This window comes from Pseudoalteromonas sp. TAB23 (genome assembly GCF_000498075.1).
Taxonomy (GTDB): Bacteria; Pseudomonadota; Gammaproteobacteria; order Enterobacterales; family Alteromonadaceae; genus Pseudoalteromonas; species Pseudoalteromonas arctica.
This window is the reverse complement of record NZ_AUTP01000324.1, coordinates 66,690-80,654: the sequence shown is the minus strand read 5'-3', so window position 1 is coordinate 80,654 and position 13,965 is coordinate 66,690. Positions and strand designations below refer to the sequence as shown.

Sequence of the window (13,965 nt, the reverse complement as noted above, 5' to 3'; positions counted from 1 at the left end):
TAAATAAATACTTAAAAGCTGTATACCAATGTAGCACTCAGCTCTGAGTCAAACTTGAGTTTATCATCTTCGGGTTTTGAATTATAACGATACATGTAGGTAAATTTGAGTGATACCGCACCAATCACTTGGCTTATCAGTGCGGTTTCCGATTTTAAGCGAGAATTAAGACCTGAAAGCGACTGCTCTATACTCACATCTTGGTTAAAACGAGTACGCTTAGAAACCAAACGTTCCCACTGCATTGCAACACGTACTAAATAACCAGTTTTATTAATTTCATCTTCGCTCACATCCGAATCTTCATCGGCTACTGAACGGTATAAGCCAGGTCCTATATCAATATCTACTTTGTTTTTAGAGCCTTGATATACACGCGCACCATAGCCTGTCGCCACCGTACTTTTAAAATCAAGTCCACTAAACTCATCTTCTTCGTAATCACCGTAAATAAAAAATGAGGAGTTTTTAACACCTACTTTATAGTTACCTTGCGCTGATACAAAAACACGATTAGCTGTAACATCAGTGCCACCGCTTTCATCGTTCTCATCACGCTTATAAAGAGAGTCTATTTTAAATTGGTTACGCCACTTTTCAAAGTCTTGGTATAAATTACCTTTGAGCTTAAAACTGGTCGAATTGGTGTTACCTTTACTTAGAATAAAGCCAAATTCAGTATCACCGTAGAACATGTCACCTTTGTGTAACTCATGAATTTCTTCATCAGAGAGCTTGCCATATTCATGAAAATCTTCAAATGGATCAACGGCCCAACTTGGGCAGCTAATTATTAAAAAAATTAAAAATAAATACTTACGCACAATACTCTCTCTGCACACAATTATAAAAATAAGCAGTATTGCTTATTCAGTTTCTTTCCATAAAATATGACAAAACGGCGCATCTTTATCACGACTAATCAAAATTTTAGCAAACAAAACATCATCATTTTCAAATTCTAAACCAACCAACACCTGAATAAAGTGCTCTGGCTCTATTTCAAGGGCTACAAAGTCTTGCCACTGGTCATCTGGCTCGTCTTCTTCAATAAAGCCTAGGTCTTCTCTAAACTCATTAAAGTCTTCAACATCTTTTTCACTCAAGTTATTTGGCGCTAACTCTAAAAAAATATCATAAGCTTGGTGAGTAGCTTCTTCTACCGTATATAAACGTGGACCCGACATATGTGCTTAACCTTAAGCTTTTAAGTTGCGCTATATTATCAAATCTCATCATCATTTTGATAAAAAAAAGCGTAAAACACTGACTTTTTTGTAACCGAGTCATGCTTTATTCATCATACAACTAAAACGATAAATAACAACTTACCTAACCTATTGAATATAAAGATTACTTTTATTATTTTAGTTAAAATAACAACGTAAAATATTTTTATTATCTTAGGTTCGAATTGTTTAGCTTTTTCTCATCTAAAACCAATCCTTTAAGACTACGGCTTTAGCAATAAATTCCATTTATTTAAAAAATACCGTCACTTTACTTAATTCCTATAACAACATAAGCTCAAGCAACAGGTCAGAGGAGTGTGTAATGATAAAACTAGAAAAACAAAATGGCATTGCAACCGTCACGCTTAGCAGAGCAAAAAAACAAAATGCATTAAGCTTTGAAATGTTTGTAGAGCTAAACAAAGTCATTAAAAATATAAAAAGAGATCGCAGTATTCGTGCTGTGGTAATCAAAGGCGATGGCGAGCATTTTTGTGCAGGCCTTGATATATCTGCAGTAATGGCTACACCAATGAACATAGTGAAATTATTGCTTAAATGGTTACCTGGCAATCAAAATTTAGCGCAAAAAGTAGTATTAGGCTGGCAGTCACTGAGTGTGCCCGTTATTGCACAAATTGATGGCAACTGTTTAGGGGGTGGTTTGCAAATAGCTTTGGGGGCAGATTACAGGGTTGTTCATATTGATGCCAAACTTGCCATTATGGAAGCGCGTTGGGGATTGTGCCCCGATATGGGAGCGAATGTAATGATGAGCGGTTTAGTTAAGCGTGACCAAGCACTTTGGCTTGCGAGCCACGCAAACCCAATCACAGCACACCAAGCAAATGAGCTAGGTTTGGTTACTCAGCTTACCGATGATACTCAGCAAGCCACGCAAAACATGCTCAATACATTACTTGAGCGCTCACCCGATACGCTTGCTGCTATTAAACGTGTTACACAACTTAGCTATAAACCAAACCAACGAAAAATACTCGCTAAAGAAACCTTCAGCCAAATTCGCTTATTGCTAAACCCAAACACTAAAAAAGCAATTGCTAAAGCAAAAGGAAAAGCAGATACAACCTACGCAAATACAAAGCACTGGTAGACTATTGCACAATGCATAAAAGAGTTTGATTTGTTAAAGTTAAGCTCTTATCTTTTCTGTGAGCCACTTTGATGAAATATCTGCTCAGTAGCGCTATTATTTTACTCTGTTTAGCCTGCGCTAAACTCATTATGCACTTTATTGGTGGAAGCTTTCCTGCACCGTTACTTGCTATGGTTATTTTATTAGTTTTACTCTTATCGGGTATTGTAAAAGAGCAACATGTAAAACCATGCGCCTCCCCTATTTTAAATATTATGCCTATCTTTTTCATTCCTGCGGGTGTGGGATTTATTGAACATCTCGGCCTTATAAAATCGCACTGGGCATTTTTAGCCTCAGTTGTGGTGCTAGTCCCTATAACTACCTTGTTGCTTGTTAGCAGTGTAATTGCGAACTTTAAGGGAAGAGAAAATAATGACTGATTTTACTTTTTCCGCTATTTCAGAGCTACAGCCTAATTTATGGTGGCTAAGTATTCCTTTTATTATTGTATTGTTTTTAGCACTAAGGGCCGTAAACCAAAGTATAAAAAACAGCGTATTTAAATCGCTCACTAACCCCGTATTTTTAAGTATTAGTATTATCGCTTTATTACTAATTAACCTAAATCTGCCTTATACGCAATTTGCCTCGCACAGCAAATTACTAAGCTGGTTATTAGAGCCCGCGATTGTAGCTTTAGCACTTCCTTTATATCAGCAGTTTACACACGTACGAAAAAACCTATTACTCATAGTCGCAACATGTAGCTTAGGTATTGTTAACGCAACCGTTGTGGCATTTTTGCTAAGCATATTATTTAATGCGCCTGCGCAGCTAAGTGCATCTGTTGCCGCACTCAGTGTCACAACCCCAATATCTTTAATTGTCACTGATTCATTAGGGGGAATTAGCTCTCTTGCTGCGGCTTTAGTTATTTTTATTGGTTTACTAGGCGCTTTATTTGGCTTTATGCTTTTTAAACTCATTAATATTTTTAATCACGAATCTCAAGGTGTTGCAATGGGCACAGCTTGTCATGCAATTGGGACTGCTGCTGCTATTGCTGAGCATCCAAAAGTAGGCGCTTACTCCTCAGTTGCAATGGCGCTAAGTGCTTTATTAACAGCGATTATAGTGCCGCTGTTATATCCATTTTTAGTCAACATTTTGCTATAGTTGAAAAAATACAACATAGCCCTAACATAGAGCGCTTTATGATCAGTTCTGAAATCGAACAGTTTGAAAAATATTACACCATGCTTACTGAGTATATGGTTACCTACAGTATGCAAATTGTTGGCGCTATTTTTATCGTCCTCATTGGTTTGTGGATAGCACAAAAGCTTGCCAAATTTGTAGCAGCCTTAATGACCCGTCATAACGTTGACATTACGCTCACTAACTTTGTCAGTAGCGTGGTAAAAGTACTGCTAATTGTAATGGTTATAATTATTGCACTTGGCAAAATAGGTATCAGCGTTACGCCATTTGTAGCAGCCATTGGTGCTGCATCTTTAGGTGCTGGTTTAGCGCTGCAAGGAATGCTCTCTAACTATGGTGCGGGCCTTGCCATTATAGCCACTCGACCTTTTGTTGTTGGTGATACTATTGAAGTTAAAAATGTAAGCGGCCAAGTTAAAACAATTGAGCTTGGCTACACTATTTTAATCAATGAAGAAAAAGTAGAAATCACCATTCCAAATAAGCACATAGTAGGTGAAATACTTCATAACTCATTTAGTTACTCATTGGTCAAAGGTGAAATAGATATAGCCTATAGTGCTTGCTCTGATAACGCGATTAGCCTTATTGAAGACGTACTTAAAGCACACGAATTAGTCGCACAAAATCCGTTATCACAAGTGGGTATTGAACGCTTTGCCGATAGCGGTGTTACAATAAGCTACCGATATTGGGTACCTACTACTAAAATTATCGAAACCAAGCTGGCTATTAATGGCGGTGTTTATAAAGCAATTAATAACGCTGATATTGAAATCCCATTCCCTCAACGCGTCATTACTATAAATAAAAGCGATATATAGTCATAAAATCCAGTGGGTAATTCAATATTGAATTACCCACATCAATAAACTTCTTTTACTGCGTAAAAACTCCTTATCTGTTTGTTATTTTATCTGTAATATAAAGACTTGGTTAAAAAAGTCGGCTAATCACTCGCTTTAATTACATAATAACAATAATGAGCCATTATGAATCGCAGCCCTTTTTATTTAGGTGATTGGCAAGTCAATCCCCAGTCAAATACTCTTCAGCGTGCAGAAAAAAATAAACAGTTAGAACCAAAAGCCATGGATGTGTTAGTTCATCTTTGCTTCCAAAAAGGCGAAATTGTTACTACTGACGAGCTATTAGATCAATGCTGGAAAAATGTTGAGGTAGGCGATAACCCGCTGCATAAAACAATTACCCAGTTACGAAAAGCCCTCGGTGATAAAGCAAGTGAACCCACCTACATAGAAACTATTCGCAAACGTGGTTACCGCGTTATTGCAAAACTTGAGTTTCCTCTGGCTGAAGATATAAAAAAAAGTGAAAACACATGGCAAGGTGGCTCTCCTTTTTTAGGATTAAGCGCCTACAACCCAAGCGATACACACCTATTTTTTGGCCGCAATCAATCTATAGAAACGTTACTCAATAGAATATCGAGCCAAGTTAAATTTGGTCGTGCTTTTTGCTTAATACTTGGCCCTAGCGGTACGGGTAAATCTTCGCTTGTTAATGCTGGGATTTTACCAAAACTGCTAGATGAGCGAGGCTATAACGGCATTGGGGTTATTTCTTATAGCCAACTCGACTTTGCAGATGTTCATAAAAATAGACTTTTTTTAGATTTAGCTTCTGCATTGCTTGATTGGGATATAAATGGCCTTCCTGTATTTGAAGGATTAAGCGCGCAAACACTGGCAGAGCAACTAGAATTGGCAATCGATGGCGTAATCAACGCCATACAAATTGCACTTAGCAAAGCCTCTACACAACTTAAAACACCACAGTTATTTTTATTTATTGACCGCTTAGAAGTACTGCTTTCTTCTCCTTTATTTAGTAGCGAAACACGCAGCCATTTTTTATCAGTTATTGAGCGCTTAGCAACCTCTAAAACTGTGATTGTATTTAGTGCGTGTCGTAACGACTTTTACCCTTTAGTGGTTGAACAACCAAGTCTAATGGCAGGCAAAGCTCATGGCGCGCACTACGATTTAACACCGCCAAATCGCCAAGAGCTTCAACAAATTATTCGCCTGCCAGCGCTAACCGCTAATTTAACGTTCTCCAATGACCCACAAACCCAAACACCACTGGATGAAATATTGTGCGCCGATACAGCCAATAACCCTGACGCACTGCCCATGCTGCAATACACATTGCAAGAGCTGTACTTACAGCGCAGTGATAATAACGAGCTACTGCACAGTGTTTACACAAAACTCGGGGGTATTGAGGGAGCCATAGGCAAAAAAGCAGAAGATATATTTATTGACCTCAGCAACGAGCAACAACAGCAACTAAAAAGCGTATTATCACAGCTGATCACTTTAAATCCAGATGGTAAAACCATTACGAGCCGCGCTGCCCGCTGGCAAACATTAACGAACACAAGCCAAAAAGAGCTTGTGCAAGCCATGGTCGATAGCCGTTTATTTGTATCGCATTTACAAAATCAAGAAGCCTGTTTTAGCCTTGCTCACGAGGCATTATTACGTCAATGGCCGCGCGCAAAACGATGGATTAATGACCATAAAGATGCCTTAGCAATAAAAAGCCGCTTACAACACCAAGCGCAAAATTGGATAGATGAAGGTAAAAGTAGTGCCTACCTCCTAGCGCCAGGTAAACCGCTACAAGAAGCGCAGCTATTACTTAACGACAAACTGTTTAAATTAGATGATAACGAGCACGCTCTTATCAAAAGCTCTATTAAAAAAACAAAAGCAAAAATAAGAGTAAAACGAGTGACCGTTGCTTTATTGTGCTTACTTACATTCACCGCGTTATTAATGAGCTTTACTAGTTTTAAGGCCCAGCAACATGCGCAAAAAAAACAGCTTGAGGCCGAAAGCTTACTGGGGTTTATGGTGGGTGACTTTGCCGACAAACTGCGTAGCGTAAAGCGTATGGACTTACTTGATGGTATTAGTAATAAAGCACTTGAATATTTTACAAATCAAACAGACGAATCAGGTTCACTCTTTAGCTTTAGCGATGATAAAGCACAATTTAACAACCGTTTCCAGTACGCACAAACCCTCGAAGCAATGGGTGAAGTAGCTTATTCACGGGGTAAAACCGATGAAGCCTTTACCGCCTTTGAAAACGCCCGCACCCGCCTTGAGGCATTATTAAAAATACAGCCTAACAATATAGAATTACTAACGCTTGCGGGTGCCAATGCCTTTTGGTTAGGCCAGCTTCATTATGATAAAAGTGATTACGCTGCCACTGAGCCATTATTTAAAAAGTACCATATGTATAGCGAAACCATGTATTCATTAGCAGCGAATGATTTTAATTCCATTATGGAGTTGTCGTATTCACATAATTCGCTGGGATCTTTGTATTTAAAACAATTTAATTATAAAGCGGCAAAACAGAGCTTTACCGAATCACTTACTCTTAAAAACGAAGCGCTTGTGCTAAAGCCCAACAATAAAAACTTATTGCGTGATAAAGCAGATACCCTTAGTTGGCTTGCAAAAACTGAAGGTATGCTTGGTAACTTCAACACTGCAGTGTATATATTGGACAATGCAGTTGCTGTGGTCAAAAAGGTGGCTAATCACTACCCTGATGACGCGAGTCTTTTTTATATGTCAGCAAATATATATATGCAACAAGGCTATTTACTAAGCTATTTACCTGATAAAAAAATGGCCTATTTAAAAGCTCGCTTTGCGAATGAAAATATAAATGAGGCTTTAAAGCAAGATCCAGAAAATAATGAATTTCAACATATGTATTATCGCTCTTTAGCGCAATTAATAATGTTGTCTTATGACAAAAAAGTAGATTCAAGAATAGGAAAAATTATTAGCTTCTTAAAATCACAAGGTTTTAATAGTATCAATTCTATTAATACACAAATTAGTCTGGCTCGCTATTTTATTGACAGAAACTTCCCTCTTAAAGCGCAAGAGTTATTAACAACCCTTGAGAATGATGGCGAATATAAACGTTACATAACCAATAAAATGAAGAATAGAGATAACTTAGCTCCCATAAATATAAACCTGCTCAAAGCTAAATTAGCTTCGACCAGCGAACAGCGAGAGCAATTTTGCGTAAATGCGCTTAAAGCTATTACTCAAACAGTAAAAATAAACCAAAGTATTCACGTAAAGTACCCGCAGGTACAAGCATATACCTGCTTAAACCGAGCAAACGAAATACCAGCAATAACAGCAAGCCTGATAAAACTAGGCATTACTGACTTTAAACTATAAATACAAAGGAAATAACATGAATACCACCTTAGAAAAAGTCGATTTTCAAGTACATATTGAGTTTAACGATAAAAAAGAGGCCGTTTTTAGCTATACAGAAAATGGTAAAGCCGTTGACGGCGGCGGTACAGTAAGAGCCGAAACTGCAGGTACTTACACTTTAACTCCTGTAACAGTTGGGCTAGGCTTTTTTTTCACGGGGGCTACAATTACTAATAAAATCGGAACATGTGCCCAAGATTTCAGTTATGAACTTAGTGATAACCGCCAAGCAATCACCGTCACCGATACAGCAAAAAACTCAGGCACTGCATGTTTAATATTTAACGTTGAGTGTAATGATAAACCTTATTCAAGCCCTGACCCACAAGTTATAAATAAAGACAAAAATTAATTATTGATTTTAAATTGCACAAGCATAATTTCCCCTGTGCAATTTATTTATAACCTAACTACCTTTTAGCTAAGCACTGACACACTTCAATAAAAATAAATAAAATCAACAAATTAAAAAAGAAGGTTACCGAAAGGTTTAAAAAACATAAATTAAATAAACTGCTAGACATAAAGTTTCATTAACAATAAAAATGAGCAACACCATGTCTAACAATAATGAAAATAGCAGAGCTAACAACACCGACAACGCTGTATCTGCATTAATCAGCAGCATTTCTAATACCGTTAACAATGAAAAAATAAGCGCAATTATTAATGTCACCAATGTCATGGCCGATGCTATTTTTATTGTTAATGCAGATGGAGTGTTTGAATCAGTAAATCCCGTTGCAGCTCGTTTTTTTAATGTTACATCTGATTCATTAATAGGTAAAAAATGGCAAGATTGTTTACAAGAACAGTATCGCGATGACTATCAATACATGTTTGAAAGTTGGAAAAACAACTATCAAACACCACTCAATCATGGCCCGAAAGAAGTTAAAATAATAAAAAACAATGGTAACTGTTTAGATATAGAGCTCTCAATTTCTTGTATACCCGCATCAACTACAAACAATATCCCTCTATTTATTTGTATTATGCATGATATTTCTAGGCATGTTAAAAAGTATAAAGTACTCGAAAACATAGCCAAAATAGATCACCTTACAGGCGTCGCTAATCGCTGCACTTTAGAGAAGGCGATTATTAAAAATTGGCAAGAATGCATAGTAGACAAACAGCCTTTGAGTTTTATCTTGATCGATATTGATTTTTTTAAACTGTTTAATGATAATTTTGGTCATGTAAAGGGTGATAAATGTTTGCAAAAAGTAGCTCAAACAATTGAAGACTGCCTCCCCTCAAAAGATAGTTTAGTAGCACGCTATGGTGGTGAGGAGTTTGCTGTTGTATTACCCCGCTCACATGTCTCAAATGCAGAAATGATCGCAAAACGTATTCAAGAAAAAATACTCAACATTAATTTTAGAGATATTGGTTTGCCAGCGAATGTAAAGATAAGTGTAAGCCAGGGTTTAGCGTGTGAATACGATAATCAATACAGAACATCTGAGGCATTAATATGCGCGGCTGATACGGCTTTATATAGAGCGAAGTCGGAAGGTCGTAATAAATTATGTATAAGGTGATGTACTAACTATTTGGTATAGCCTTTATCTACTAAAATAAAAAACCGCAATTGCGGTTTTTTATTACTTGAGAAAAGCTTAAATGTCGATTAGCAGCCCTTCGTCTTTTTTAATCTTTTCGATCACCATATAAGTATGATGAGTGCCCACGCCGGGAATATCGACTAAGTCGCCAAGAACTTGTCTATATTCTTCCATATTAGACACGCGGATTTTTAATAAATAATCATAACCGCCTGCCACCATGTCGCATTCAACGACTTGTTGTATTCTTAATATATGCTCTCTAAATACCTTAAATACTGCTGTATTTGAAGCAACAAGCGACACTTGAACATGTGCTACTAAGCTTTGATTAAGCTTTGCTTCGCTAAGCTTAGCGTAGTAGCCTTCGATATAGCCTTCTTGCTCTAATCGTTTTACACGATCAAGACACGGGCTTGCACTCAAATTAACCTGTTTTGCGAGGTTAACATTTGAAATTCTGCCGTTCTTTTGTAGAACGTCTAGTATGGCTAAATCAATACGATCTAGCATGCGTAATCTATTTGGAATTGTCATAACAGAATTTTATGCGGATAAGTTAAATTTATGCCCTGTAAATTATCGTAAAACGCGAAATTTAACCAGCATATTCTGCTGAAATTTAATTAGAATGCACTCACAATATCACTGGTAATTTATTGGTAATTAATTTTACTTTAATTCTTAACACTCCTGAGGGTTGCTTATGTTATTCAACGGCGATTTAACAACGATTTGTCCTATTAGACAAAGAATCCGTGACTTCTACCGCATAGATGAAAATGCGGTTATTGATCATATTTTACCGCTTGCAGAAGTAGGCGTAAAAGCACGAAGTCGTGCCTGGGAAAGAGCCCGCCAGATTGTTTTAAACATTCGTAAAGAGCAAGATGGGCAAGGCGGTGTTGATGCGCTTTTAAATGAATTTTCACTCTCTAGTGAAGAAGGCGTTGTATTAATGTGTTTGGCCGAAGCACTGCTTCGAGTTCCAGACAAAGCAACTCAAGATGTACTGATTCGCGACAAGTTAGCGAAAGGTGATTGGAGCTCCCATTTAGGGAGCAGCGATTCTTTATTCGTAAACGCGTCTTCTTGGGGATTATTAGTTACCGGTAAAATGGTTAACTACACAGACAAAACGAAAGAACAACAGTTCGGCATGCTTAAAAAGACCATTGGTCGTTTGGGTGAGCCAGTTATTCGTAAGTCTGTAAATTTTGCTATGAAAATTATGGGTAAGCAATTCGTTATGGGTCGTACCATTGACGAAGCAATTGAACGTGCTGCCGATACAGAGCAAAAAGGTTATGTATATTCTTACGATATGCTAGGCGAAGGCGCGCGCACAATGAAAGATGCGAAGCGTTACTTTGACAGCTACATGAATGCTATACACTCTATTGGTAAAGCGGCAAATGGCCGTGGTCCAATTAAGAGCCCTGGCATTTCAGTTAAGCTTTCTGCTATTCATCCTCGTTATGAGTTCACTCATAAAGACCGTGTGATGGAAGAAATTGTACCAAAGTTAAAAGAGCTTGCGCTTGCAGCTAAAAAATACGATATCGGCTTTACCGTTGATGCTGAGGAAGCTGACCGTCTAGATATTTCATTAGATGTAATTGAAGCAGTATTTAGTGATGAAGATCTTGGTGATTGGCAAGGATTTGGCTTAGCGGTTCAAGCGTACCAAAAACGCGCTATTTTTGTAATTGAATGGCTAACCGACCTTGCAAGCCGTGTTGGTCGTAAAATGATGGTACGTTTAGTTAAAGGCGCGTACTGGGATACTGAAATCAAAACCACACAACAAGATGGTTTAGAGCATTTCCCTGTATTTACCCGTAAAGCAACAACCGATGTTTCTTACAAAGCATGTGCTATTAAAATGCTTGAAGCGCGCGACGTACTTTATCCGCAGTTTGCAACACACAACGCTTACACTGCCGCGACTATTTTAGAAGTAGCGAAAGGCGACAACACCGGTTTTGAATTTCAACGTTTGCACGGTATGGGTGAATCTTTATTCGACCAAATCGTTAACGAAGAAAAAATTCAATGTCGTGTATATGCACCGGTTGGTCAACACGAAGACCTACTTGCTTACCTTGTTCGTCGTTTGTTAGAAAATGGTGCTAACTCATCATTTGTGAACGCGATTGTAGATACAACAAAACCTGTTGAATCATTACTACCAGACCCTGTAGAAACATTGCAAGGCTTGCGTAATAAGTACAATACGCAAATCAAAATGCCAATTGATTTATACGGTGAAGAACGTGCTAACTCTAAAGGCATGGATTTAACCGATATTAATGTTATTACCCCTTTCAAAGAGAATCTTGAAACATGGTTTAACGAGCACTTAATTGAGCAAAGCCAAGTACCAGAAGGCTCATTGGCTGTTAAAAACCCAGCAAATCACAAAGAAATCATCGGCCACGTTAAGTTACAAACTGGCGAAGAGATGAAAGTATTACTGGCTAACGCTGAAGCGGCACTTGAATCATGGTCACAAACACCAGTAAAAGAGCGAGCTAATTTACTGCGCCGCGTTGCTGACATTTTAGAACGTCATCACGACGAACTAGTCGCTATCTGTATTAAAGAAGCGGGTAAAGTAGCGCAAGATGGTATTGATGAAGTACGTGAAGCGGTTGATTTTTGTCGTTACTACGCAGCGCGCGCTGAAGAGTTGTCTAAAGATGAACGTTTTGAAGCCCGTGGCGTTATTTTATGTATTAGCCCGTGGAACTTCCCGCTTGCAATATTCTTAGGCCAAGTTGCTGCTGCGATTGTTACAGGTAACACTGTAATTGCTAAGCCTGCTGAGCAAACAAGTTTAATCGCCCTTCGTGCCATTGAACTAATGCTATCTGTTGGTTTACCTGAGCACGTTGTTCAACCGGTTATCGCTCGCGGCTCAGAAGTAGGTAAAACAATTGTTCCTGATGAGCGCATTCAAGCGGTTATGTTTACAGGTTCTACTGAAACAGGCACATTAATTTCTCAAACACTTGCTGCACGTAACGACATTCAAGTACCGTTAATTGCAGAAACAGGTGGCCAAAACTGTATGATTGTTGACTCAACGGCGCTTCCTGAGCAAGTAGTTGATGATGTGATCAGTTCTGGTTTTCAAAGTGCTGGCCAACGTTGTTCTGCTCTTCGTGTTTTATTCATTCAAGATGACGTAGCAGATGGCATTATGGAAATGCTTAAAGGTGCTCTAGCTGAGTTACACATTGGCGATCCATCGTTACTATCAACTGATGTTGGTCCGGTAATTGATGAAAAAGCACTTAAAAACTTAAACGAGCACGTTGAGTACTTAAAAGGTAATTCTATACTTCATTACGAATGTAAAATTCCTGATAATACACAAAATGGCGCATACTTTTTTGCTCCTCGTTTATACGAAATCAAAGACTTATCAGTACTTAAACGTGAAGTATTTGGCCCATGTGTTCATATTGTTCGCTTTAAATCGAATGAACTTGATGATGTGATGGATCAAATAAATAACACGGGCTATGGTCTGACAATGGGTGTTCATTCACGTATTGAAGAGCGCTGTGAGTACCTTGCTAAAATGTCACGTGCGGGTAATGTTTACATTAACCGAAACATGATTGGTGCTATTGTTGGTGTGCAACCATTTGGTGGCCGTGGTTTATCAGGTACTGGCCCTAAAGCCGGTGGCCCTAACTACCTACAACGTTTAGTAAAAGAAAAGGCATCACCAGATAACGTACAAATGACAAACCTGACGCCTGACGAACTTGATTTACACCACTACAGCGGTGCAAATGAGCAAGTTAAAAAGCTAATGGCTAACTCAATGCGCGATGAAAAAATCTGGCGCGCAACACCACTAAACGACCGTGTTTCGGCTGTACGTCAGTTGCTTGCTAAAATCGCGACGGTAGAAATTATCGACGATTTAGCAGACGACTTAGCATTAACATTATCAGAAGCACGTGCACAGCTTAACCGCCTTGAAAAGCACATGCGTAAGTTTACTACCCTGCCTGGGCCAACGGGTGAGTCTAATACACTTCATCTAGAAGCACGTGGTTGTGTAGTGTGTTATGCAGATAAGAGCACATCATTTAACTTCTGGGCATTGTCTATCATCACTGCTATTGCCGCAGGTAATACGGTAATTACTGTAGCGTCTGAGCTGTTTTATGATGAAGCCGTTGCCTTTAAAGATAAATTTATCTCTACAGGTGTTGCAGAAGGTGTTTTCCAAGTAGCTAAACCTAATCAGTTACAAGCTATTTTGGCGCACCCTCATTTAGCCGGTGCGGTAGTTGCTGCTCGTTCGTCTCGCTTAGGCTACTTTAGCCAACAGCTTGCACAGCGTAAAGGTGCTATTTTACCGGTAATTAGCTCTGAGTATTACGATACATTAATCAAACGTCTTATTACTGAAAAAACAATCAGTATTGATACAACAGCATCAGGTGGTAACACATCACTAATGACGCTTGTTGAAGATGATGAATAATTAAGCTAATGCTTTTTAACTAAAAAATAAAAAAAGGCACTGA

At 38.4% G+C, this 13,965-nt stretch carries 11 protein-coding genes; 8 read left to right on the top strand and 3 right to left on the bottom strand.

Features of this window, described 5'->3' with window-relative positions; all coding sequences use genetic code 11:
* Window positions 1–11: 11 nt before the first annotated feature.
* Both L654_RS0121480 and L654_RS0121475 read right to left on the bottom strand, forming a co-directional pair.
* A complete protein-coding gene (locus tag L654_RS0121480) occupies window positions 12–824 on the bottom strand; it encodes a DUF481 domain-containing protein (protein WP_010553209.1) in 813 nt (270 codons plus the stop codon).
* Window positions 825–866: 42 nt separating this feature from the next.
* Entirely contained in the window at window positions 867–1,187 is a 321-nt protein-coding gene (locus L654_RS0121475) for an HI1450 family dsDNA-mimic protein (protein ID WP_007581697.1), read from the bottom strand.
* A 367-nt stretch (window positions 1,188–1,554) separates the two neighbouring features.
* Between L654_RS0121475 and L654_RS0121470 the strand changes: the two genes are divergently transcribed.
* From L654_RS0121470 to L654_RS0121440, 7 genes are all read left to right on the top strand, one after another.
* Window positions 1,555–2,346, top strand: a complete 792-nt coding sequence (locus L654_RS0121470; RefSeq protein WP_024609018.1) for a crotonase/enoyl-CoA hydratase family protein — start codon at window positions 1,555–1,557, stop codon at window positions 2,344–2,346.
* Window positions 2,347–2,417: 71 nt separating this feature from the next.
* On the top strand, window positions 2,418–2,771 hold the full coding sequence (locus L654_RS0121465) for a CidA/LrgA family protein (RefSeq protein ID WP_024609017.1): 354 nt from the start codon (window positions 2,418–2,420) through the stop codon (window positions 2,769–2,771).
* On the top strand, window positions 2,764–3,507 hold the full coding sequence (locus L654_RS0121460; RefSeq protein ID WP_024592978.1) for an LrgB family protein: 744 nt from the start codon (window positions 2,764–2,766) through the stop codon (window positions 3,505–3,507). The genes L654_RS0121465 and L654_RS0121460 overlap by 8 nt, the downstream gene beginning before the upstream one ends.
* 38 nt (window positions 3,508–3,545) lie before the next feature.
* A complete protein-coding gene (locus L654_RS0121455) occupies window positions 3,546–4,376 on the top strand; it encodes a mechanosensitive ion channel family protein (protein ID WP_008167991.1) in 831 nt (276 codons plus the stop codon).
* A gap of 168 nt (window positions 4,377–4,544) precedes the next feature.
* Window positions 4,545–7,799, top strand: a complete 3,255-nt coding sequence (locus tag L654_RS0121450) for a winged helix-turn-helix domain-containing protein (RefSeq protein ID WP_024609016.1) — start codon at window positions 4,545–4,547, stop codon at window positions 7,797–7,799.
* 16 nt (window positions 7,800–7,815) lie between these two features.
* Window positions 7,816–8,193: a DP-EP family protein gene (locus L654_RS0121445; RefSeq protein WP_024590008.1), complete on the top strand. Its 378-nt coding sequence runs from the start codon at window positions 7,816–7,818 to the stop codon at window positions 8,191–8,193.
* A 205-nt stretch (window positions 8,194–8,398) separates the two neighbouring features.
* On the top strand, window positions 8,399–9,388 hold the full coding sequence (locus L654_RS0121440; RefSeq protein WP_024609015.1) for a sensor domain-containing diguanylate cyclase: 990 nt from the start codon (window positions 8,399–8,401) through the stop codon (window positions 9,386–9,388).
* Window positions 9,389–9,466: 78 nt separating this feature from the next.
* On the opposite strand, the gene L654_RS0121435 is transcribed toward L654_RS0121440, so the two are convergent.
* Window positions 9,467–9,949: a winged helix-turn-helix transcriptional regulator gene (locus tag L654_RS0121435; RefSeq protein WP_024590009.1), complete on the bottom strand. Its 483-nt coding sequence runs from the start codon at window positions 9,947–9,949 to the stop codon at window positions 9,467–9,469.
* Between the two features lie 169 nt (window positions 9,950–10,118).
* Between L654_RS0121435 and putA the strand changes: the two genes are divergently transcribed.
* Entirely contained in the window at window positions 10,119–13,922 is a 3,804-nt protein-coding gene (gene putA, locus L654_RS0121430; protein WP_024609014.1) for a bifunctional proline dehydrogenase/L-glutamate gamma-semialdehyde dehydrogenase PutA, read from the top strand.
* Window positions 13,923–13,965: the final 43 nt, after the last annotated feature.

Bases quoted from the DNA above. Each gene is read 5' to 3' on its own strand.
- L654_RS0121455 (WP_008167991.1), top strand. From the start codon at position 3,546: ATGATCAGTTCTGAAATCGAACAGTTTGAAAAATATTACACCATGCTT.
- L654_RS0121445 (WP_024590008.1), top strand. From the start codon at position 7,816: ATGAATACCACCTTAGAAAAAGTCGATTTTCAAGTACATATTGAGTTT.
- L654_RS0121460 (WP_024592978.1), top strand. From the start codon at position 2,764: ATGACTGATTTTACTTTTTCCGCTATTTCAGAGCTACAGCCTAATTTA.
- L654_RS0121450 (WP_024609016.1), top strand. From the start codon at position 4,545: ATGAATCGCAGCCCTTTTTATTTAGGTGATTGGCAAGTCAATCCCCAG.
- L654_RS0121440 (WP_024609015.1), top strand. From the start codon at position 8,399: ATGTCTAACAATAATGAAAATAGCAGAGCTAACAACACCGACAACGCT.
- putA (WP_024609014.1), top strand. From the start codon at position 10,119: ATGTTATTCAACGGCGATTTAACAACGATTTGTCCTATTAGACAAAGA.
- L654_RS0121435 (WP_024590009.1), bottom strand. From the start codon at position 9,949: ATGACAATTCCAAATAGATTACGCATGCTAGATCGTATTGATTTAGCC.
- L654_RS0121475 (WP_007581697.1), bottom strand. From the start codon at position 1,187: ATGTCGGGTCCACGTTTATATACGGTAGAAGAAGCTACTCACCAAGCT.
- L654_RS0121465 (WP_024609017.1), top strand. From the start codon at position 2,418: ATGAAATATCTGCTCAGTAGCGCTATTATTTTACTCTGTTTAGCCTGC.
- L654_RS0121470 (WP_024609018.1), top strand. From the start codon at position 1,555: ATGATAAAACTAGAAAAACAAAATGGCATTGCAACCGTCACGCTTAGC.